Annotated in this window: 22 protein-coding genes; 10 read left to right on the top strand and 12 right to left on the bottom strand. The window is 62.9% G+C overall.

Annotated features, from left to right (window positions below):
- The first annotated feature begins 1 nt into the window (after position 1).
- Both VJZ71_19590 and VJZ71_19585 read left to right on the top strand, forming a co-directional pair.
- Positions 2-940, top strand: a complete 939-nt coding sequence (locus tag VJZ71_19590) for a histone deacetylase (protein HKQ50286.1) — start codon at positions 2-4, stop codon at positions 938-940.
- A gap of 92 nt (positions 941-1,032) precedes the next feature.
- The gene (locus VJZ71_19585; GenBank protein HKQ50285.1) at positions 1,033-2,253 is read left to right on the top strand and encodes an arginine deiminase family protein; all 1,221 of its coding nucleotides are present in this window, start codon (positions 1,033-1,035) and stop codon (positions 2,251-2,253) included.
- A 31-nt stretch (positions 2,254-2,284) separates the two neighbouring features.
- Here VJZ71_19585 and VJZ71_19580 read toward each other — a convergent pair whose 3' ends face one another.
- The 4 genes from VJZ71_19580 to VJZ71_19565 form a co-directional block, all read right to left on the bottom strand.
- On the bottom strand, positions 2,285-2,632 hold the full coding sequence (locus tag VJZ71_19580) for a hypothetical protein (GenBank protein ID HKQ50284.1): 348 nt from the start codon (positions 2,630-2,632) through the stop codon (positions 2,285-2,287).
- 207 nt (positions 2,633-2,839) lie between these two features.
- Positions 2,840-3,271 carry a VOC family protein gene (locus tag VJZ71_19575; protein ID HKQ50283.1) on the bottom strand — a complete coding sequence of 144 codons (432 nt, stop codon included), beginning with the start codon at positions 3,269-3,271 and terminating at the stop codon, positions 2,840-2,842.
- A gap of 38 nt (positions 3,272-3,309) precedes the next feature.
- Positions 3,310-6,030, bottom strand: a complete 2,721-nt coding sequence (locus VJZ71_19570) for an aspartyl protease family protein (GenBank protein ID HKQ50282.1) — start codon at positions 6,028-6,030, stop codon at positions 3,310-3,312.
- Positions 6,027-6,629 carry a helix-turn-helix domain-containing protein gene (locus VJZ71_19565; GenBank protein HKQ50281.1) on the bottom strand — a complete coding sequence of 201 codons (603 nt, stop codon included), beginning with the start codon at positions 6,627-6,629 and terminating at the stop codon, positions 6,027-6,029. Before VJZ71_19565 ends, VJZ71_19570 begins: the two co-directional genes overlap by 4 nt.
- A gap of 106 nt (positions 6,630-6,735) precedes the next feature.
- Here VJZ71_19565 and VJZ71_19560 point away from each other — a divergent pair, with 106 nt between their 5' ends.
- From VJZ71_19560 to VJZ71_19540, 5 genes are read left to right on the top strand one after another with little or no spacing between them, the layout of a single operon-like run.
- Positions 6,736-6,906, top strand: coding sequence for a hypothetical protein (locus VJZ71_19560; GenBank protein ID HKQ50280.1), 171 nt, complete (start codon positions 6,736-6,738; stop codon positions 6,904-6,906).
- Between the two features lie 9 nt (positions 6,907-6,915).
- Entirely contained in the window at positions 6,916-7,434 is a 519-nt protein-coding gene (locus VJZ71_19555; GenBank protein HKQ50279.1) for a hypothetical protein, read from the top strand.
- Positions 7,435-7,459: 25 nt separating this feature from the next.
- A complete protein-coding gene (locus VJZ71_19550) occupies positions 7,460-7,783 on the top strand; it encodes a DUF4258 domain-containing protein (protein HKQ50278.1) in 324 nt (107 codons plus the stop codon).
- Complete coding sequence (locus tag VJZ71_19545; protein ID HKQ50277.1) at positions 7,780-7,998, top strand: hypothetical protein; 219 nt, start codon at positions 7,780-7,782, stop codon at positions 7,996-7,998. The genes VJZ71_19550 and VJZ71_19545 overlap by 4 nt, the downstream gene beginning before the upstream one ends.
- Positions 7,995-8,498: a hypothetical protein gene (locus tag VJZ71_19540; GenBank protein ID HKQ50276.1), complete on the top strand. Its 504-nt coding sequence runs from the start codon at positions 7,995-7,997 to the stop codon at positions 8,496-8,498. The genes VJZ71_19545 and VJZ71_19540 overlap by 4 nt, the downstream gene beginning before the upstream one ends.
- Before the next feature lie 60 nt (positions 8,499-8,558).
- Here the strand turns inward: VJZ71_19540 and VJZ71_19535 are convergent, their stop codons facing one another.
- Complete coding sequence (locus VJZ71_19535) at positions 8,559-9,215, bottom strand: hypothetical protein (protein HKQ50275.1); 657 nt, start codon at positions 9,213-9,215, stop codon at positions 8,559-8,561.
- Between the two features lie 113 nt (positions 9,216-9,328).
- Between VJZ71_19535 and VJZ71_19530 the strand changes: the two genes are divergently transcribed.
- On the top strand, positions 9,329-9,841 hold the full coding sequence (locus VJZ71_19530) for a hypothetical protein (GenBank protein HKQ50274.1): 513 nt from the start codon (positions 9,329-9,331) through the stop codon (positions 9,839-9,841).
- Here the strand turns inward: VJZ71_19530 and VJZ71_19525 are convergent.
- From VJZ71_19525 to mutS, 5 genes are all read right to left on the bottom strand, one after another.
- Positions 9,838-11,064: an ABC transporter permease gene (locus VJZ71_19525; GenBank protein ID HKQ50273.1), complete on the bottom strand. Its 1,227-nt coding sequence runs from the start codon at positions 11,062-11,064 to the stop codon at positions 9,838-9,840. The two genes, VJZ71_19530 and VJZ71_19525, sit on opposite strands and share 4 nt — an antisense overlap.
- A gap of 229 nt (positions 11,065-11,293) precedes the next feature.
- Positions 11,294-12,085, bottom strand: coding sequence for an ABC transporter ATP-binding protein (locus VJZ71_19520; GenBank protein HKQ50272.1), 792 nt, complete (start codon positions 12,083-12,085; stop codon positions 11,294-11,296).
- An 11-nt stretch (positions 12,086-12,096) separates the two neighbouring features.
- Entirely contained in the window at positions 12,097-13,503 is a 1,407-nt protein-coding gene (locus VJZ71_19515; GenBank protein ID HKQ50271.1) for an efflux RND transporter periplasmic adaptor subunit, read from the bottom strand.
- A 93-nt stretch (positions 13,504-13,596) separates the two neighbouring features.
- Positions 13,597-14,406, bottom strand: a complete 810-nt coding sequence (locus VJZ71_19510; GenBank protein ID HKQ50270.1) for a hypothetical protein — start codon at positions 14,404-14,406, stop codon at positions 13,597-13,599.
- Between the two features lie 86 nt (positions 14,407-14,492).
- Positions 14,493-17,264 (bottom strand): DNA mismatch repair protein MutS, encoded by a 2,772-nt coding sequence (mutS, locus tag VJZ71_19505; protein ID HKQ50269.1) that lies wholly within the window; start codon positions 17,262-17,264, stop codon positions 14,493-14,495.
- 39 nt (positions 17,265-17,303) lie between these two features.
- Here mutS and VJZ71_19500 point away from each other — a divergent pair, with 39 nt between their 5' ends.
- Both VJZ71_19500 and VJZ71_19495 read left to right on the top strand, forming a co-directional pair.
- Complete coding sequence (locus VJZ71_19500) at positions 17,304-18,518, top strand: aminotransferase class I/II-fold pyridoxal phosphate-dependent enzyme (protein HKQ50268.1); 1,215 nt, start codon at positions 17,304-17,306, stop codon at positions 18,516-18,518.
- Positions 18,515-19,036 (top strand): NADAR family protein, encoded by a 522-nt coding sequence (locus tag VJZ71_19495; GenBank protein ID HKQ50267.1) that lies wholly within the window; start codon positions 18,515-18,517, stop codon positions 19,034-19,036. The genes VJZ71_19500 and VJZ71_19495 overlap by 4 nt, the downstream gene beginning before the upstream one ends.
- Before the next feature lie 66 nt (positions 19,037-19,102).
- Here the strand turns inward: VJZ71_19495 and VJZ71_19490 are convergent, their stop codons facing one another.
- A complete protein-coding gene (locus tag VJZ71_19490; GenBank protein ID HKQ50266.1) occupies positions 19,103-20,461 on the bottom strand; it encodes a M20/M25/M40 family metallo-hydrolase in 1,359 nt (452 codons plus the stop codon).
- On the bottom strand, positions 20,458-21,714 hold the full coding sequence (locus VJZ71_19485) for a CCA tRNA nucleotidyltransferase (GenBank protein ID HKQ50265.1): 1,257 nt from the start codon (positions 21,712-21,714) through the stop codon (positions 20,458-20,460). Before VJZ71_19485 ends, VJZ71_19490 begins: the two co-directional genes overlap by 4 nt.
- Positions 21,715-21,723: the final 9 nt, after the last annotated feature.

The raw sequence follows: 21,723 nt of genomic DNA, 5'->3' as shown, positions 1-21,723 counted from the left end.
CATGTCGCGGACGGCCTACTACTGGGACGCGATCAGCCTTGAACACGATACGGGCAGGCATGTCGAGCAGATTGCACGCGCCGAGCGGTTGCGGCCGGAGGCGATGAGGGCCCAGGTGCCGGAACTCGATGCGCGGGCCGTCGTGGATCATGATGCGCCCAGGTGGATCGTTCGGGTTCACGAATCGGCCTATCACGACTGGGTGGCGGAGGCGTGCCGGCGCGGTAAGTCGCTGCTGGATGGCGGCGATACCGTCGTCTCCGAGCGCAGCTACGAGGCGGCGCTGGGGTCGGTGAACGCGGCGCTGACAGCTGCCGACGCGGTCATGACGGGGCAGGCCGACAACGCCTTTTGCGCGATGCGACCACCGGGGCACCATGCGCTGCCTCATGCGGCGATGGGGTTCTGCCTCTTTGGCAATGTGGCCATTGTCGCCCGCTATTTACAGGAGCACCACAAGATCGGCCGGATCGCCATCGTCGATTTTGACGTGCATCACGGTAACGGCACGCAGGACATTTTCTACCGTGACGGCGATGTACTCTTTGTCTCGCTGCATCAGCATCCGCTGTGGCCGGGGAGCGGGATGGCGGACGAAATTGGCGAGGGGCCGGGAAAGGGGATGACGCTGAACATCCCTATTGCTCCTTTCACGAGCGAGTCGGAATACCTGGCGACGTTTGAAGCGCGGGTGCTGCCGGCCGTACTTTCCTTTAAGCCCGAGTTCCTGCTTGTTTCTGCCGGATTCGATGCGCACCGCGATGATCCGCTCGCCAATCTTCAGTTGACGGAGACCGGCTTTGGGCAATTGACTCGCTGGCTGAAACAACTGGCGGGGGATCGTTGTCAGGGCCACATCATCAGTTGTCTCGAAGGCGGGTACAATCTCGACGCGCTGCAGAGAAGTGTCGCCGCGCATGTGCTTGCGCTGATGGAATAGGGATTTCTTCGCGTTGCTGATTCCCGATCTTCACGTAGAATGCTAAAAAGACCCGGCAAACTTGCCGGGGGCTTTAGTTCAAGGACGGCTCCGTGCAGCTCAATATCGCCAATGAGTACGATCGCCTGGAGACGGTTCTCGTGCATCGCCCCGGCGACGAGATCGACCGGCTGACGCACGACAATATGAAGCGGTTCCTTTTCGAAGATATTCCGTACCTCGCCGGGATGCAGGAGGAGCACGACGAATTCGTCGGGGAGATGCACGATCGCGACATCCGCGTGCTCTATTTGGAGAAGCTCCTCCTTGAAGTACTGGAGAAACATCCACTGGCCAAGGCGCGGTTGGTCGAGCAGGTCTGCACGACCGATCAGGCACCGGCGATTGTGCCGGACCTCCTCGATGAGAAGGTCGTCTCGAACGCCGCCCTCATCGGCGTCTTTTTCCACGGCCTGACCAACGCCGAGTATTACGAACTAACAGCGCGGCCGCCGTTGGCGGGTTCGGCGCGGGCCGCGTACATCCTTCCGCCGATCCCCAACGCCTATTTCAGCCGCGATCCTGCTGTCGTGGTCAATCGCTGTGTCGTGTCGTGCAAGATGCACTATCCCGAGCGGGTCCGCGAGGCGATCCTGGTACGCACGGTGCTGGAGCACCATCCCGAGTTCGCCGGTCACAACGTCGCCTACGGCGGCTCGGACAACCCGACGGAAGACCGTCCGTTCACCATCGAGGGCGGCGACTTGATTGTGCTCAATTCGGAAGCGGTGCTGGTCGGGGTCAGCGAGCGGACGCGATCCGAGACGATCAAGGTGCTCGCCCGCAAGGTGTTTACCAGTGGGCAGGCCAAACGGTTCTACGAGATCCCCATCCCGACGCAGCGGACCTTCATGCACCTCGACACGGTCTTCACCATCGTCGATCGCGGCGTCGTCGTATGGTATCCGGGCGTGATGGAGCAGATCGAGCGGATTGATCACTTTGCGTGCGACGAGGCGGGCAGCGTGGTGCGCAAGAGCGAGTCGCGGTCGCTGACGCAGATTCTCAGCGACGAATTCGGCAAGGAGTTGAAGGTCATTCGCACCGGCGGCGGCGACGAGCACTTCGCCAGCCGCGAGCAGCGAACCGACGGGACGAACATCCTGGCCATCGCGCCGGGCGTGGCCTGCACCTATAAGCGCAACGCGCGGACGATCAAGGCGATGGAGCAGGCCGGGATCGAGTGCATTGCGGTGGGGGGCTCGGAACTGGTGCGGGGCCTGGGTGGCCCGCGGTGCATGACGATGCCTTTGCGAAGGGTTGTGGCGTCCTGATCGGAGCCCGGAGCGCCAGCGACGGGATGCGTCATCGCTGCTTGGCGCCGATGCGATAGCTGCGGAATTGACGTTGCGGGTTGTTGTAGTCCTGCCAGTTGTTCCCGCCGAAGTAGTCGCGGTAGTACTCAACGTAGATCGTGTCTTCGACGCTCTCGACCTGGCCGGCCGTGGCAGGCCAGGGTTCGCGGCCGATTTGCGTCGCGAGGGCGGCTGACGGGTGCTTGCCGAACAGCAGCGTTGGCGCGACGGCGTAGCTGTCGTCATAGACGTAAGCATCGTCGCAGCAATGCGAATTCGATGACGCACAGCCCCCGGCGAGGCCGGCGGCGGCCAAAAGAATCAAGACAATACGCGCAGGTCCTAATCGGCGAGACATTCGGACTTCCCCCTTCGCTCCGGGAGATTATACCTGCAAGGGGTGGGCCACTTCTTGTCGCGCGAACCGATTGAGTGAATTAGGACGCAGCTCCAACGCGGTTACAACTGCGAAAATGAGGAACGATCCTCGCGCCGGAAACTTTGCCGGTCATGACGGCGCGCTGATTGCGGGCACCGTCGGCGCAACGGCCCGATAAGCAAGTCATTATCGTGGCCCAGTGAAGACCGTTTTGGCATCCACGAAGCACAGCTTGTTGCCGAACGGATCGTGGATGTAGAACGACCGCTCGCCCCAGGGGCGCTGCGCGATCTGACCGGCGGGGTCGCCGTGGACGTCGCCGGGGGCGAAAGCCGCGCCGGCCACTTGGCACGCTGAGTAGGTCGCCTCAAGGTCATCGACCGCGAAGTAGAGCCACTCGGGCTGTGGCGTGGGCTGGTAGTCGTCGCCGTCGGCCTGTGGGTCGAAGCAGGCCAGGATAGTGCCGTCGCAGTCGAAGTAGTGGCGGCCGTCGGAGACGCGGAAGCCCGGCGCGCCGAGGACGGCGGCGTAAAACTTTGCGGCCCGATCGATGCCTGAAACGGGCAGGATGACGCGGAAGAGCTTGGCGTTCATGGCGAGCACACCTGAATCGACCACGTCCGGCGCCCGCCGGCGGGCAGGCTTCGGGCCCGACGTTACGGCGAGGAATCGTCGCCGGATTGGGCCACGTCGTCAAAGGCCAGCGTGATCTCAATTGGCTTTCCGTCGCGTTCGATGACGAGCGCCAGAGGCGACTGTTTCAGGACCTTGCCTCGCTCACTGAAATTCAGCGATTCGAAGACCCTGCCGTTGGCTTTCACGATGCGGTCGCCGGTCTTCAAACCCGCGCGCTCGGCAATACTTTTCGGCACGACTCCGGCAATGGTTACGGGGCCATCGCTCATCGACATCATCATGCCATAGCGGCGTTTTTGCGAAGGATCGGGCTTCCAGCCGGGAATTGGAGTGAACCGGGCGCGGCCACCGTCGAGGTCCAGTTCCACGGTGAACCGCGAGAGCACGCCGGTACCCACCACGGCATGTTCGAAGCGTTTGTTGAACTCGAGGTCCGGGTCGACGATTTTTTGCCCTGCAATCTCCGCCGGGCCGTCCAGCGTGGCGATTTCCAGTTCGAACTCGCCGCTGGCCGTCCGGGCGCGGGCGGGGGTGGGAGAGCCTTTCAAGGTCAGCTTGTCACGAAGTTCCGACGGGACGGACAGGTCGCGCGTCATGCCGGTGTCCAGGTGCGCTGGAACGGTCTCGCCGCCGATGGACAGATCCAGCAATGGGATTCCGTGCGGGCTCCAACACGTGACTGTCCCGTCGCCTTCGGGCAGGGGTTCCTTGCTGAGTCGCAGCTCCTTTTTCGCGAAGTCCAGCGTGACCACGCGATCGCTGATCGCCGGAAGGCCCACGATGCCGTCCACATCGCCCAATCCCGCAAGAATGGCCTTGTCGCCCCAGACGACCGCGGAGACGTCCTTGAATTTCTCGCCGCAGATTTCGAAGTCGACGGTGGCCGTATCGACTTCGACGGCGTGCGGGGCGGCGGGATCGCCGATCCGGGTCTTTCCGCTCGACTCGATTTTCAATTTCTCGGCGAGTTCAGGGGAGAGAATGGCGACGCCCGCGCCGGTGTCGAAGACGAAACGGAACGGGCCGCGCCCCTGGACGCGAACATCGATGACCGGCCGGTCGTTTTCCATTTTCATCGGTGTGACGGATACTGACGAAGGTGAGGAACGGCGCTTTGACGATGCCTCGTCGCGCTTGTTCGACTGGGGTGCATGGGCGGCTACCCTTTCGGCGGCTTTTTTCTTCGCTGAGGGCTTCCACTGAAAGGCGATCCGCGAATGCGGGTAGTCCAGGACCATCACGCTTTCAGACAGGAGATCGGTGCCGATGTTGCCGTCGATGTAGGGGTCGGCGAAGGCGCCGACGGCTTCGGTTGCGAAGCCCGCTTCTACTTTCTTTTGCCGCTGGCCGCCGAACTCCAGCCACTTGATCCTGCCGCTGCGGCTGGACTTCATTCCACCCACACCGCCGTACATGGCGGTTTGCGTTTTTCGGCCGTCAAGCAGCTTCAAGCGCTCGACGGTCGGGGCATGGAACATGACCGTGCCGCCGGCGCCGGTGTCGAGACGAAATACGGCGTCATGGTCTTCGAAGCGGCCGGGGACGGCAGGCACGCGATCGTAAAGGATGAGCGGCGTCCAGTCGCCTTTGGCGAGCTTGTAAGTAGCGGGATCGAAAACGCTGATGGACTCAGCACTGACCTCGAATTCGACGACGCATTGGGCAAGCGTGCCGTAGCCAATGATGCCGGCGATCTTTTCGCCCATGTGTGCGTCGAGAAACGCCAGGTCCATGCCGGCGGCGAGTGAGTTGCGGAGGGTCAACGGCCCGAGCTGAAGTGTCCTCGGGCGGCAAAACGACGCCGTCGTCGCGCCACCGGCGCCGACGGCGGGCACTTCGGCAAACGTCTCCAGGTCGGCTTCTTCGATGGCCCGGAGGTCCAGCACGTTTTGTCCCGCGCCGGTGTCGAAGATGAACCAGCCGAGGTCTTTGCCGTTCACACGCGGGTGCACCATGAGGTGACCCGTCGGGGCCCGTCTGACCTCGAGGCGCGCGGCGGCCGCCGCGTCAACGCTGCTGCTGGTTGTGGGCGCAAGGTCCGCAAGTTCCGCTGACCAGTCTGGTATGGGAATCAGCTCGGCCTGGGTGAATTCGGAGATCGTAACGCTGCCATTTTCCGTCTTGGCGGTGATCTTTCGGGGCAGGCGGAGCGGGCCGACGCGCAGCTCGCCTTCGAACTCCATGGTGGACTTGCTGACAGGGTCGTCGAATTGCCAACGAATCGGCCGCCAGGTCTTCCGGTCGATGGTCACGCTTCCCGCCGCCCGGCCATCATCGAGGCTGAACGTGAGATCCACCGTCTTTTCGTCGCCGGCGTCGTCGTCCAGGACCAGCGAGGTGGCGCGATCGCCGGAAAACCACAGGCCCGACGCGGCCCACGCCCCAAAAAGGGCTTCGGTGCGGTCGCCGAGCGCTTGATCGACCACCTCGCCGCCGATGTCGCGGGCGCGAACGGTCTTTCCGTCAAACACCGTTGCTCGCGAGAGCTGCGCGTCGAACTTTTCCTTGAAGCGACCGGCGGCGTCGAAGATCGCGGTTTGCGTGCCTTTCAGGCCGGCAAACTCCAAGGGGCCGCTCAGTCGAACAGCGCGGTCGCTTTTTTCAAAGGCATCGATGCCCAATGCGGCGCGAACTTTTTCGACCACCTCGGCGGCGTCGTGCGCGTGCAGGGGAGCGGCGAGGACGAAGATCGTCGCCGCGATGGGCGGCCAATTAATTTTGCGTGGCAGGGGCGAGTTCATTTTTTCACTCCGATTGATTTTGGTTTCGCCGGACGCTGGCGCGGCGGGGCCAGGACGAAGGTAAAGGCGACGGGCTTCGCACCTTTGCGGGCGTCGCCGCTTCTCACGAGGTTGATCATCTGCTCGATCAGGCGATTCAGGCGCCGGATCTGGGTCGACGTCATCCAACCGCGGGAGCGACCTCCCCAGGTGTCGCGAAGCGGGCCGTTTACGACGGAACGGGCGGAGGCCATCGCCCGTTTGAGGTCGCGACGGGCCAGGCGAAGAACGCCGTCGTGAACGGCGCCGATCGCGCGCGTGCGGCTCTTGTCGCGGCGGTCGTAGCGGATCCTTAGCGGGCGGCCGGGGACGTCGTAGAGGGCGGCGGCGGTGCGGCCGTTGCCGACCGTGCCGTTCTGCGTCAGGAGGCCGACGGCCTCGAGTCTGCGGATATGAAAATAGAGCCGGTCAGGCGGCCGACCGAGTGCGGCGGCCATGCGGGCGATGGAGCAGGGCCCGGTCGCCGTGACGACGTCCACGATTTCCTGGCGAAGGGGGGAGGCGAGGGCGGCGATCTGCCGCTGTTCGTCGATCCAGTAGGTTTGGCGGTTTCGGGTCATGGTTGTCTATTGTAATATCGAACGGAATTACAATAATAACTTCACGGCGAAGGCGCCAAATTGCCGCCGGTCGTGCACTTATCGTTCGGGCGTTACTATGGCTCCCATGAGCCGCATCCGGCACTTGGCTGTTGCGTTATTTCCGCTCTACCTGGGCGGGTGCGCCAGTGGGCCGTCGCGGCTTGTTACCCTCGGCGATTCGATCGAACCGGTCCGCAGCACCTTTAACGCCGACCGGGATAAGCCGCGGGTCGTGGCCGTCTTTTCCCCGACGTGAGGGGGCTGCGTGTACGGCGCCCGTGCGGTGCTGAAGGAAGTGGTGGAGGCGGCGCCGAGGGCCGACGTCCGCGTGATCGTCGTATGGCTGCCCATGGTCGAAACGGACAATGCAAAAGCGGCTCGCGAGGCGGCGCGGATGTTCCGCGATGAGCGGGTCACGCAGTTCTACGATCCGCAGCGGCTGCTGGGGCTGGCCTTTCCTCGCGACGTATTTCCGAACTGCATTCACGACGCTCTGCGGGCGACGCCGCCGGAGCACCCGTTTCACGCGGACCTTCAGGCCTGGGCTGAGAGTCCGCCCGATCAGCAGGTGATGTGGGACGCCGTGTTGTTTTACGATCGAAACGGCGAGTGGGGCGAGCGGCCGCCCAAACCAAGGCGATGGTCCAAGCAGGTCGCATTTTTTGAAAACGCCGGACCGGGCGAGCCGACCGCCACGTTTTTCCATAACGACTGCAAAGCCCCGCCGGTGGATTCGGACTGGCACATTGAGGTGCGGAACGGGCTGCAGGCGATAGCTCGTTAATGGTGTGTCGTGGTAGAATGGCCGAATGAGCGAGACGCTTGACCGGATCAAAGTGCTTGTAGCAGGCGGCGAGGTCAAGGTATCCGACCACGGCTATGATGAGTTGGCGGCCGATGATCTCTTGGCGGAAGACGTGTTCGCCGGGCTCGCGGCGGCCGAGGTCGTCGAGGATTACCCGACGTACCCCAAGGGTCCGTGTGTGTTGACACTGCAAAGAGATACAATGGGTAATCCGATACACGTCTTATGGGGAATCCCTGGTGAATACGAAGGGCCCGCTGTCCTTGTCACTGCTTACCGGCCTGACCCAAGCAAATGGTCGGTCGATTTCAAGTCGAGGAAACAATGAGCCGGTTTATCAAGAAATTCGTAAGACAGGATGATTACGTCGCAGAAGTGGATGTCGAACTCACCGACGATCCGGTGGGATGGGGTCCATACCTGTCGCTCTCCGACGCGAATCGGCTCGATGCGGTGCGGGTTGCCTTGCGGCAAGGTGATTTGTCGAGCGCTTCGCGTCTGGCGACGATCTATCGCCTGACCCCGATCAAAGCGACGGCATGAAAACGCGACGAAATCGTCTCGACCCCAGATCGTCGCTGCAAGTTCATCTGGCCTTTGACTCCGACGCAACGGGCTGGGCATATCTCACGCTGAGTGCCGGCCGCTCAACGCACCAAATCAAGTGTTCTTGGCTATGTGACACTTTGGGCGATTTAATCCGCAGCCTTACCAAAACTACTGCCGTTGGGAAGGACCAGATTCACGCGACAGACGAAAGCCATGAGGACGTGCTCATCACTGTCCGCCGAGTGGGAGAGTTCCTGGAGTTAATCGCGAAGAAACGCCTGGTGGCAGCCCGACGAGAAAATTGGAGAACGCTAGGTCGATATCGGGGCAAGCGACTCAGCGTTTGCAGCGAGATTGCTCTCGCTTATCGGAAGGCCATCGAGCCGCTGGGACCAAAAGGATACTACAAAGTGTGGGGGCATTCTTTGCCATTGGACGAGTTCAACGCATTTGTCCGTACTTGCGTCGAAAAAGAGAAGCCGGTGGCGTCGTAAAACGCCATGGGCAACACGTAGTCGCATTCGCCGCTCCCGTCCTTCGCCATTCGCACTTCGTCATTCCGTCAGCACCGCCGTCGCCCACGTGCTCGGGTCCATCCACCAGTTCAGATCATCTCCGACGGTCAGCCACTGCTGGCCGAGTTCGGTGTCTTCGAGCATGTAGTAGAGGCCGATCCGCGGGTTCTCGGTGGGGTCGAAGCCGGCGAGAATGGCCGCGGGCAGGTGGGCGGTGAAGCTGTAGCCGTCCTTGCGGACGTCGGCGGCGATGGGAATGCTCCCGGCGGAGGCGAGCGGGGCATTTTGCATGGCGCGGGGAACGATGGCCGCGGCGGCGACGGGCTCGCGGCCCTTCGCGCCGCCGCCGGTCGGGAGGAAATAGAAATGCTGGCAGAAGCGGCTCGCCCGGCGGCTGTCGCGGGTGTCGCGCATATCGGTCATGAGCCGCAGGCAGTCGGACTGCTTGAAATGCTCCGGCTCGCACTTGAGCGGCCGTCGCTTGCCGCCGACGCTGACGGCGAGATAGAGACCGGCGTCGTCCCAGGTCATGAGTACGTCGCCGAAGGGCTCCTTGCCTTCCAGCTCGTGCAGCGGGGGCAGGAGATAGCGGCGGTCCCATTTGTCCGCCCGGCCGTCGATGGAAGGGGGCTTGGGGCAGCGCAGGAGGGGGAATTCGAACTTGAAGAGGAAGCGATTAGGAATCAACGAAGCCATAAGTCTCACGCGCGACGAAATTTGCAATCCAAATCGACATTCGCGTTGGAACCCGGAAAATGCCCGTTGCGTCGGCGATTCCTAAGCGACTGAATGTATGAAAGGATCCTATCATGAAACCCTTCTCAGGACTCTTGGTCGCCGGTGTAGCCCTATCGAGTGTTGGCGCGACGGGGTGCCATCATGCGTTTGGATGTACGAGGGCACAGCTATCGGAGTGGCGGCTCGATTCGGAACGAAAAATCGAAATTGTGACTTTCGATTCAATCTACCCGCTCTGGGCTGGTGATGTTCTTACCTATTCGCGCGCCATACTTCGGGTATTACGTGAAGATGGATCGCGTCTTGATGATGCGGAACTCTGTTATCGCTATGGCCTAGATCGAATGAAGGCTGGGCCTCTTAGATTTGAGAACATCGAGATTCGTGCCGACGACAATCGAACGAAGCTTTGGATCGTCGATTCGGAATCCCGCTCGATAATTGCGACGTACAATCTTGGGACCGGTGAAGTATCCGACCACCGTCAAAATGGGCCAGCATGGGCTAGGGCGGATTCCGGAATATTGCTCAATCGCATTCGTCCCGCTGAATCGATTGATCTCAAGAACCAAAGCAGGGGCTAGTCGTGCCGTAACGCCTCAATCGGATTCAACCCCGCCGCGCGGCGCGCCGGCAGCAGGCCGAACACGACGCCGACGCCCGCGCTGAAGACGAAGGCCAGCAGCACGAGCCACCCCGACATCAGCGGCTCGATGCCGATCGCCTCGGAGATGGACATCGAGCCGATGACGCCCAGGACGATCCCGACCGCGCCGCCCGACGTGGAGACCACGGCGGCCTCGACCAGGAATTGCCGGTTGATTGCCTTGGTGGAGGCCCCAATCGCCATGCGGATGCCGATCTCGCGGGTCCGCTCGGTCACCGCGACGAGCATGATGTTCATGATCCCCACGCCGCCGACCGCGAGGCTGACCAGGGCGAGGAAGAACATCAGCAGTGTCATCTGATTGCTGATTGTGCGGGCCTGTTCCTCTTTTTCCTTGAGCGTGGTGACCTTGAAGTCGCTTTCGTCGGCCTCGGCGAGCTTGTGCCGCTGGCGGAGCAGGTCGGTGATCTGACCAACGGCCGGAACCACGTCGGCGTCGCTGCGGGCCGAGCAGAGGATCACGTCGGGTTCGGGCACGCCCATGAGATCGCGCAGGACGAGCGGCAGCGGGACGATCATCGCCTTGTCCTCGTCCATGCCGAGGGGATTGACGCCCTTCGGCTCCAGCACGCCGACGATCTTGAAGGTGAGCTGACCGACGCGGACGCTCTGGTTGAGCGGACTGCGATCGCCGTAGAGTTCGCGGACGACGGTCTGGCCGATCAGGCAGACGCGGCGCGGGGCGACGATGTCGAACGGCTCCAGATCGCGGCCCTCGGCGACGGCCCAGTTGCGGATCGCCGTGTAGTTCTGATTCGCCCCGGTCACGGCGACGTTGGTGTGACCCGATTCGTTGACCACGCGGAGGCTGTGGCTGCGGATGCCGGTGGCCATGGAAATGGCGTCGCACTCGGATTCGATGGCCGCGGCGTCGGAGCGGGACAGATTGCTCTTGAGGGCCATTCCCGGCAGGGACGTGTCGGTCTTCTTGGTCTCCTGGCTGATGATGAAGATCATGTTGCGACCGGCCTTGCGGATGTCGCCAATGATGGAGTCCTTCACGCCCTGCACGACGCTGACGCAGATGATGACGACGGAGACGCCCATGATCATGCCGATCATGGTGAGCATGCTGCGGAGGCGGTGCCGCCACAACTCGCGGAGGCCCATCTTGAAGCATTCGATCCAGAGAGCGAGCATTAGCGGGATTCTCCAAGGATCGAATGCGGAAGTTGGTATGCGGAAGTCGGAATGGGGAATGGAAGAAATTGCACCACAGAGGCACAGAGACACAAAGACGACGGAACGATGGGCCGGTCAAAGGGAAGGACATCGACAAGGCGGTGATGATTCGCACTGCAATCCTGAAACAAAATCCGTACTACCTCTGTGCCTCTGTGCCTCTGTGGTGAAAACAAAGTGGGGAGCATCACGCCACCTCCGCTTCGAGGGCGCGAACGTCGGGGACGGCCGGGCCGCCGCAGCGGGGCGTCGGCTGGTCGGCGATCACTTCGCCGTCGCGGAGGACGATGACGCGCTGCGTGAAGGAGGCGATGCCGGGATCGTGCGTGACGATGATGATGGTGCGATGCTCGCGCTCGTGCAGGTCCGCCAGGATCTTCATAATCTCGCCGCTGGTGTGCGAGTCGAGGTTGCCGGTCGGCTCGTCGGCCAGAAGGATGCGCGGGTTGTTCACCAGCGAGCGGGCGATGGCGACGCGCTGTTGCTGACCGCCGGAGAGCTGCGACGGCAGGTGGTGGCGGCGATCGCCGAGGCTGACTTTGTCGAGCGCGGCGATGGCGGCGGCGTGGCGTCGTGCTGTGGGGACGCCGGCGTAGACCATGGGCAGTTCGACGTTCTCCAAAGCCGTGCTGCGTGTGAGCAAGTTGAAATTCTGGAAAATGAAGCCGATGTAGGTGTTTCGCAGGATGGCCAGTTCGTCGCGCGAGAGATTGCTCGTCACCTGGCCGGCGAGGCGATAGCTCCCGCGCGTGGGCACGTCGAGCGCGCCGAGGATGTTAAGCAACGTCGATTTGCCGGAGCCGCTGGCGCCCATGATCGCCAGGTATTCGCCCTCGGCGAACGTGAGATTCAAACCGCGCAGGGCATGAACGTCGCCAGCCTCGTAGATCTTGTGCAGATCATGCAGTTCGATGACCGCCCCGTTGGAGCGGCCGTGCCCGGCGGGGCCGTTCGCGTTGGTCTCATGCGGTGGAGTCATGGATGTGATGATCAGAGCGTGCGGTTGTCGGGCCGGGCCATCTTGATCGCCTCCTTGAGGCCAAAGCTCGACGAGGAGTTGTCGATGAAACGTTTGACGAAGGATTCGCCGGGTTTAGGCCCGGAAAGGATCTCGGTCGAGACGTTGTCGGTGATGCCCACCCAGATCGGCACGAAGCGCCACGTCTTCGATTTTGTATCGAAACCCCACACGCTGGCCTTGGAGCAATAGTCCGCGGGATTGCCCTCGGCGTCGGTCGTGGGTTGCGGCGGCCACTCGACGTCGCCCAGCAAGTCCTGGCGCTCTTCCAGCGACAGCGGCGGTTTGAAGCGGAGGGCCGCGTTGGCGATCTGTGGCACGTTTTTCTTCGCCACACATTCGATCTCCACATTCACCGACAGACCCGGAACCAACGTTCGTTTCGCGTCGTTATCGACCTCGAAGAGCACGGTATACGTCACGACGTTTTGGATGACATCCGGCTGATTGCGCTTGTGCAGGATCTTCCCTTCAAACTTGACCGGCCGCTTGGCCTCGATGGTGAACCGCGCCGGCTGGCCGATCTCGATGTGACTGATGTCGGATTCGCTGATCTTGGCGCTGACCTTCATGCGATCGAGGCTCGGCGCCAGGAGAAAGAGCAGCGGCGTTTGAAACGCAGCCGTCACCGTTTGGCCTTCGTCCAGATATCGGCGTAACACGATCCCGTCGATCGGAGAGACGATCGTGCAGCGCTCCACGCGCGTCGTGGTGAAGTCCAGCCGGGCCTTGGCCTGGTTGAGAGTGGCCTCCGCCTGCGCGACCACCTGCTCGGCCCGCTGGACCAGCAGTTTTTCATTGTTGCGGGCCCGGTCATAGGCGGCAGTCGAGGCCGTGACTGCCGACTTGGCGCGGAGGTAGGTGGACTTGGCGGCGACCAATTCCGCTTCGGGGGCATCGCCGCTCTTGGCCAGATTCTCCACGCGGTTGTTATTAAATTCCGCGCTGACCAACGCCGCCTCGGCGGCCTCTTTCTCGGACAGGGCCTGTCGTGTCATCACCGGAAGATTGGCGATCTGCTCGTTGCGGGCGATCTTGGCATCCGCCAGCGCGCCTTTCGCTCTTTCAAAATCCGCATTGGCCTGATCGTTTTCCGCCTGGGAAAGCTGCGGATCGATCCGGCAGATGACCTGCCCCTTCTTGACCGGCTGATCGTTGTCCACCGGCAATTCAATGATCTTTCCCGTGACCTCGCAGCCCACTTCGACCGTCGAAAGCGGCTCGACGGTGCCGCTGGTCTCGATGGTCATCGTCAGGGGGCCGGTCTCAACCGTTGCCACGGAAATCTCGAAATCGCCGCCGCCGCCGGTGGTGGAGATGAAAAGGGCCGATCCGCCGATCACGACGACGACGGCAGCCACGATCAACCATGTGCGCATCAAATTGACTCTTCGGCGAGGTGTGTCCCGCAAAACATGATTATAGTAGCGGCCGACTGCGGGGTTGCAAAGTTCAGGGTGCAGCGAGTGCGATCAGGGTATCGAGCCGCGCTTTACCAGTTGCCCTGCGGCCGCAGGCCTCGCGTCAGCGGTCCTGACAGGGGCAGGTTTGCGCCCGGAACCCAGCGCCGGGTCGATGCGCTTGGCGATCTCGCCGCGAACAAACCGGCGATTCGTGCAGTCCGCGTGGCCGCCGGTCCAGCCGAGAGAACTGTAGCGCGAACTCCAGCCGATGTTCACGATCCGGCCGCTCGCCTTTCCCGCGCCGCGGAGGCCAACGAGGCCGGCGGCATCGTCAAAAGTGCCATCAATCGTGCCGAGCAGCCGTACCGGCCCCTGGAGCACGGGATCGCTGGAGGCGTAATAGACGTAGATGTTGCCCTTCATGTTCTCCAGCGCCTTGCGCGTATCGTATTTGGACGAAATACTGGAACCGACGAGCACGAGGTTATTGATCTTGTACGGCGGTGTCATGCTTTCCGCGGCCCACATGGCCACGCCTGTCCCCGCCGAGAGAGCGATGATATTCGCTTCGGCGCCGGGGTTATTTTTCAGATAGCTGCTGATATCGCTGCCCAACAGCGCGCCGGACGATCGCGCGATGAAGCGAAGCGTCTGATCGAGCGCCGGATTCATGGTCAGCGACCAATGGTGATTGCTGACCAGTCCCTTGTATCCCGCGTCTTCCATCCCCAACGGGACGTCCAGGACGCCGAAGCCCCAATTGCCCGCGCCGTCGATGTACCACGTCCGGCCGAACCGTTCCTTGGGATCGGCACAGCCGGTGACCAGCAACGCGACGAAGAGAGGAAGCGTCCGCAGCCCTAATCGAAAAATAATCACAATTCACCACTCAAGAGAACGGCGTGCCTGACCGCCGGCCAAGAACTCGCCAAAGTGCCGAGTAATAATGGAGAAGCCGTTTTATTTCAAGCGTCCCGTTCCGAGATCGACTGGAGTTCTTCCAGGAGCTTCAGGGCCTCCAGCGGGGTCGTTTTATCGATATTGACCCCTCGCAGCCGTTCGCGAAACTCGTTCCACCATGCCGGAAGGCTGGCGGCCGGCGAAAAGAGCAGCATCTGGTCGGCCTCGGAAGAAACGGCTTGAATCGTGCGGCGGGACGATCCGCTCTCCAGACCCATCAGCACCTGTTCGCTCCGGACGACAACACTCTTGGGCAAGCCCGCCATGGCGGCGACGTGGACGCCGTAGCTGCGGTCGGTCGGGCCGGGGATGATCTTATGCAGGAAAACCACATCGCGGCCCGCACCGGCGGGGCGGAGTTGCTCGCGGACGGCGACGTTGAAGTTGGCAACGCCGGGGAGTTTCCCCGCGAGGTCCGTCAGCTCGTGATAGTGCGTGGCGAAGAGGGTGCGGCAGCGAATCCGCCGGGCGAGGTGCTCCGTCACTGCCCAGGCGATCGCCAGGCCGTCATAGGTGCTGGTGCCCCGGCCGATCTCGTCGAGGATGACGAGCGATCGATCCGTTGCTCCGTTGAGGATCCGCGCGGTCTCAACCATCTCGACCATGAACGTGGACTGGCCGCGGGCAATCTCGTCATTGGCACCGACGCGGGCGAAGATGCGATCGACCGCAGCGAGGCGCATCGACTTGGCGGGGACATAGCTGCCGGTGTGGGCGAGGAGCGTGAGCAGGGCGACCTGGCGGATGTAGGTGGATTTCCCCGCCATGTTCGGGCCGGTGATGATGAGGAGGCGATCTCCGTCGTCGGTCAGTTTGCAGTCATTGGGCACGAAGCGATCGGCCAGCGCGGCGTCGAGGACGGGGTGGCGACCATCGATGATCTCAAGAAGGCCTGAGGCCTGAGACTTGAGGCTTGAGGGGTTCTCAAACACCGGTCGGCTGTAGTCGCGGCGGCGGGAAAGTTCCGCCAGACCCGTGAGGACGTCAAGCGTGGCGAGCGCCCGCGCGGCAGATTGAAGCCGGGGCAGATCGCGGATGACGCGGCCGCGAATTTCTTCGAAGAGCGACAGCTCCAGCGCCGTCGCCCGGTCCGCCGCGCCGAGTACGTCCTGCTCGTGTCGCTTGAGTTCATCAGTGATGTAGCGCTCGGCATTGCGGACGGTCTGGCGGCGGACATAATCGGCCGGGACCTTCTCGCGGTGCTGGTGCGTGATTTCGATGTAGTAGCCGAAGACGGAGTTGTAGCCGACCTTGAGCGTGGGGATGCCGGTCCGCTCTATTTCGCGGGCCTGGAATTCGGCGAGGTAACGATGGCCCTCGTGACCGATCTGGCGGAGGCGGTCCAGTTCGGCGTTGAAGCCGTCGGCGATGAAGCCGCCGTCGCGAAGGACCGGCGGGGCATCTTCTTTGATGGCACCGGCGAGGTACTGCGCCAGTTCGTCGTGGCCGCTTGCGGCAACGGCAATCTGACTGAGCAAGTCGGTTGCATCCTTGCCGGCGTCGTGCACCGGTGGGCCGATGGCGGTGGCCACGTCGGCGCAGAGCCGCAGCGTCCGGCCCAATCCCGCCAGATCGCGCGGCGACGCGCGGCCGACGCCGATGCGGGCGAGGATGCGCTCAATGTCACCCATATCGCCCAGAAGTCCACGAAGTGTTTGCAAACGCGACGGCTCGTCGAGCAGGGCGGCGATGGCGTCCTGTCGGGCGGTAATCTGGGTTACGTCGCTCAGAGGATAGCACAACCACTGCCGCAACAAACGCGCGCCCATTGGGCCGGAGGTCATGTCGATCGCGCCCAATAATGCGCCGTCGCGGGCTCCGTCGCGCAGGGTGCGTTCGACTTCCAGTGAGCGGAGCGTAAAGGGGTCGATGGCTACGCCGTCGCCGCTGGCGCGCGGCGCAATGGTCAGGATATGTTCCAGCGCCGATTTCTGCGTCTCCTTCAGGTAGTCGAGCACCGCCGCCGCCGCGGCCAGCGAGGCGTCAAAGCGATCGAAGCCGAATCCCGCCAGGTCTTTGATCTTGAAATGCTCGCAAAGCGACTGTTTGGCGAGGTGGCGATCGAAGACGTGTTGCGGCCGCGTCGAGATGTTGGGGCAGACGACCTCGCGCAGCGTCTCCACCAACGTCTCAGATTCGTCGATCATCGTTTCGGGGACGATCAATTCCGCGGGTTGCAGACGGGCAAGTTCATCGACGAGTGCCGCCGTGGGTAGCATCTGTGCAAAGAACTGTCCCGATGACAGGCACACGCACGCCAGCCCCGCCTCGCGGCTGTTCCAATCCGCCCCCGTCGGGAAGATCGCCGCCAGTGGCTGCTCGGTCCGTTCGTCGAGCAGGTTTTCGTCCGTCAGCGTGCCGGGCGTGATGATCCGCACGACGTCGCGCTTGACGACGCCCTTGGCCGTCTTGGGGTCCTCCAACTGCTCGCTGACGGCGACCTTGAAACCCGCCTTGACTAGCCGGGCGATGTAGCGGTCCGCCGCGTGGTAGGGGACGCCCGCCAACGGGATCGGCGTCGGGCTGTTCCGGTCGCGGGCCGTCAGCGTGAGTCCCAGGACGCGGGCGATCGTCCTGGCGTCGTCGTAGAACGTCTCGTAGAAGTCGCCCATGCGGAAGAGCAGGATCGCATCGCCGACCTTGGCCTTCTGTTCGATGTATTGCCGCATGGCGGGGGGGAGGGTGGTTTTGTCCCTGCGCTGCGGCGAGGGTTCCGTCGGGATCGGTGGGGGGGTCGATAACGGAGCAGAGGGCTTGGCTTTGGTCGGTGGCTTCATCGGCTTGCTCTCCTGCTCCGGCCGCTATATTACGCCTTCATGGCTGACCGGGAAGGGATTCGCCGTTACATCTCGAAAAAGGCCGCTTTGTTCGAGGAATCCGTCATCCGCAAGATGACGCAGGTCTGCCTCGCGCATCACGGCGTCAACCTCGCCCAGGGATTCCCCGACTTTCCGACGCCGCCGGAGTTGCAGGAGGCCGCGATCAAGGCGATTCGCGACGGGTTCAATCAATACGCGCGGACGTGGGGTGCTCCGCAGATGGTGGAGGCCCTGGCCGAGAAGGTCCGCTGGTTCCAGGGGATGGAGATTGATCCGAACACGCAGGTCACGATCTGCTGCGGGACGACGGAGGCGATGATCGCGTCGCTCCTGGCGACGATTGATCCCGGCGACGAGGTGATCGTCACGTCGCCGTTCTACGAGAACTACGGGGCCGACACGATCCTCTGCGGGGCAGTGCCGCGCTATGTGACACTGCATCCTGTAGCGTCCGCCGTCCCCGGCGGACGTCCAGGCTTTCGATTCGACCAAAACGAACTCGCCGCCGCCTTCAACTCAAGAACCCGCGGCATCATTGTCAACACGCCGAACAACCCGACCGGCAAAGTCTATACCCGCGCGGATCTGCAGTTCATCGCCGACCTGTGCATAAAGCACGACGTGCTGGCTTTCACCGACGAGATCTACGAGCACATCCTCTACGACGGGCGACCGCACGTCTCGCTGGCTACGCTGCCCGGAATGGCCGAGCGAACGGTGACCATCAGCGGCCTCTCCAAGACTTACAGCATGACCGGCTGGCGGGTCGCGTGGGCGATCGCGTCCAAGGAGATCACGGCGGCAATCCGCAAGGTGCACGATTTCCTGACGGTCGGCGCGCCGCACCCGTTGCAGGTCGCCGGCGCGGCGGCGCTGCGGTTGCCGCGAAGTTTTTATGAACAGCTTGCCGCCGAGTATGCGGAACGGCGGAGTGTGATGTGGTCAGCCCTGAAGGAGATTGGCTTCGAGGGCTTCTATCCCGAGGGGGCGTACTACATCATGGTGAATATCGATCGGTTCGCCCGCCCCGGCGAGGACGACACCGCCTTCGCCCTGCGGCTCGTCAAGGACGCCGGCGTCGCGACCGTCCCCGGCAGCAGCTTCTACAACCCGGCCAGCCTCGGCCACCGGCAGGTGCGGTTTGCGTTTTGCAAGAAGATTGAGACGCTCGAGGATGCACACCAACGGCTACGAAAGTGGGCTGGACAATGAATGCCGCGCGGTGGCTTGCGATCGCGGCCTTAATCTCGGTTTCGAGCTGTTCTCAGCCAGATCCCCAATCGGGCGCTCAGTCTAGTCCCGCGCCGATTAGCTCGTTTTTTGGTGAGTACCGCTTCCTCTCCAACTTCTGGCCCGCGGTCGTCGAGTATGAGAACATTACCTTCTCCAGCGTCGAGCACGCCTATCAAGCGGCCAAAACCTTGGACATGGCCGAGCGGCGGCGGATTGCGGCAATCGTGGAGCCCGGCGATGCCAAGCGGGCGGGGAGGGCGCTGCGGCTACGACCCGACTGGGAGCAGGTCAAGATCGGTGTCATGGAGGATTGCGTGCGCTACAAGTTCACGCACCACGCCGACCTGCGCGAGAAACTTCTGGCGACCGGCGACGCCGAACTGATCGAAGGAAACACCTGGGGCGATCGTTTCTGGGGCGTCTGCGACGGTCAGGGGGAGAATCATCTCGGGAAGATTCTGATGAAAGTTCGAGCGGAGCTTCGTGCTGAAAAGTAGGGCGGGCTCTACCCGCACTCGCTCGATTTCGCAATCTGCTGGTGTTCGCGGCGGGTGGAACCTGCCTTACTCCGGCTTCCACGGCCGCGGATAGGCCACGACGCTCCGGAGACCCGTCTTGTCCACGCTGCGGACGCCGAAGATGTAGTTGTCCTTGGACAGCGGATGCGTGCAACCAGTGGAGGGCCCGACGTCCATAGTGTGCTGCCACTGCGGGGCGGTCGTCTCGCGCCAAACGACTTCGTAGCCCTCCAGGTCATGCTCTTTGCCGACGTCCCATTCCAGCCTCGTCGTATTTTCCAACTTCTCGGTCAATACACGCAGATTCGCCGGCGGGGCCGGGGCCAGGGCCAGGCTCACCAGGGCCGCCGCGTTCACGCGGGCGACCTGCGCGACGTAGCCATAATCGACAAACTGCGGCAGGTCGCCGTACTGCACGCCGCCTTCGACGCGGACATTCTGGTGCTGGCGGCGGTAGTCCTCGTTCATCTCGGTGAAGCGCACTGCGGGATAGCCCTGTTCGGAGAACGACTTGTGATCCCCGCCTCGCAGGAATCGATCCCGCCGGTAGATCATCACCACGTCTAAACCCGGCACGTATTCGCCGGCGATCGTATCGATATAGCGAGCGAGCTGCCTCGCGGGTGAGTCGTTCTCATTGCCCGTGTCCATCCGCTCCTTTTTCTGTTCCTCGGTGCTTTCCGTGATCGGCACGCCCTCGGAGAAGACGCGGACATGCGTGCGATCGAGCACCCCGTTGCCGCCCACCGTGTTGCCGATGATGTCGTTGGTGAACATCCCGGCGATGTTTACATCACGCTTTCGAAACTCTTTGGCCATGTAGTCCGAGCCGATCAACCGCTGCTCCTCGCCCGCAACCGCGGCGAAGACCAGCGTCGCATCGAACTCATGCTTCGACATCACGCGGGCCAACTCCAGGACCGCGGCCACACCGCTGGCGTCGTCGTTGGCCCCCGGGGCGTCGCTGGCAGAGTCCATGACGTCGCTGCAAATCGAGTCGTAGTGGCCGCTGACCAGGTAAATGCGATCGCGTGAGTCGGAGTCCTTGCCGGGCAGCGTGGCGACGATATTGACGATCTCGACATCGCGATTCACCCGCTTGCCGTCCGGCGGGGCGATGAAAGACTGCGTCTCGACCACGAGCCGGCCGCCGCTGTCCGCCGCATAACGATCGAATTCCGCCTTGATCCAGTACCGGGCGGCTCCAATGCCGCGCGCCGCGCTCGTTACGTCGCTGAGCGTGTGCCGCGTGCCGAACGAAGCCAGCTTTTCCACGCTCTGCCGGATGTTCTCCTCGGAGATATCGCTCACGATCTTGTGGATCATGGGGTCGCCGGGAGGCGCGCAGCCGGTCAACGCCATCCACCCAATCAATACAGCGACGCCTGGCACAATTCGCTTCATTTTGACTTCACCTCGTCCACGACCCGTCGCGCCAGGGCCATCGCCTCAGACTTTTTCTTCACATCACCGTTGAGCTGGGCGTAGTACACACGATCGAGGACCTTCTTATAAAGAGGCCCCGGCTTTTGACCAAGCCGCATGAGATCGGTCCCCGAGACGAGCGGTGGGGGGGCCACGGCGGTGGGGGGGATGCGCTTCGCCCTCGTGGAAATCTTTTTGTACGCGGTGGGGGGGAGGCCAGCGGCTTCGAGCCGCGCCGCCAGGAGCCGCAGCAGGTCCGGAAAGGCTGGATCGGCCATGAGCAGCTTGAGGTCGGCAAGCGTGACCCTTTTCGGTTCGTCGAGGTCGGTCAGATGGGCGAGCAGCCAACTGACGGTCCGCTTGGTCTGGTTGCTGCACCGCAGATTGTCGCAGACCTCCCCGGCCTCGAAGGGACGCAGCGTGTGCAGGATCGCCGTCAGGGCGAGATCGAACGATGCCTCGGCGGGGAGCGCGGCGAGGATGTCGCGCGACATCAACGTACTGGCCGCGATGTCTTTGGCCCGCGGCCAGAGATGCGGCAGGAGTCCACTTTCCACGATGAGCCGAAAAGCGCGGGCCCGACTGGGATGGCTGAGCATCGCGTCGAGTTCCTCGCGGATTCGTTCCGGACTGATGTCGATGATCTTCGGGGCATTCGCGCGGATGGCCGCCCATGTCGCCGGGTCAATCTCGAAATCCAGCCTGCCGGCAAAGCGGATCGCGCGGAGCAGCCGCAGGTGGTCCTCTGCAAAGCGCTGTGCCGGGTCGCCGATCGCGCGGACGACTTTTTTCTTGAGGTCCGCGCGCCCCTCGACGTAATCCACGACCTCCCGCTTGATGGGGTCGTAGAACATCCCGTTGATGGTGAAGTCCCGGCGGATCGCGTCCTCGCGGGCGTCGGTGAACTGCACGGCTGTGGGATGCCGACCATCCTGGTAGTTCACGTCCCGTCGAAAAGTGGCGACTTCGATCGCATGGCGGCCGATCCGCACGAGCACCACGCCAAACTTGGCCCCGACCTGTTGTGTGCGGCGAAAGAGGCGGACAACCTCACGCGGCTCCGCGCTCGTCGCCACATCGTAATCGCTCGGTTGCTTCTTCATCACCATGTCGCGGACGCAGCCGCCGGCGAACAGCGCGACATGGCCGGCGGCCTGCAAATGACGCACGACGCTTATCGCCGCGGCGTGCGGGGTGGTGGCCGGTCGGGGGTTGTCGAGGCGTTTCTTCATTCCGGCGCG

It is taken from the genome of Phycisphaerae bacterium (genome assembly GCA_035275405.1).
Lineage (GTDB): Bacteria > Planctomycetota > Phycisphaerae > UBA1845 > UTPLA1 > DATEMU01.
This window is presented reverse-complemented; position numbering and strand designations above follow the sequence as displayed.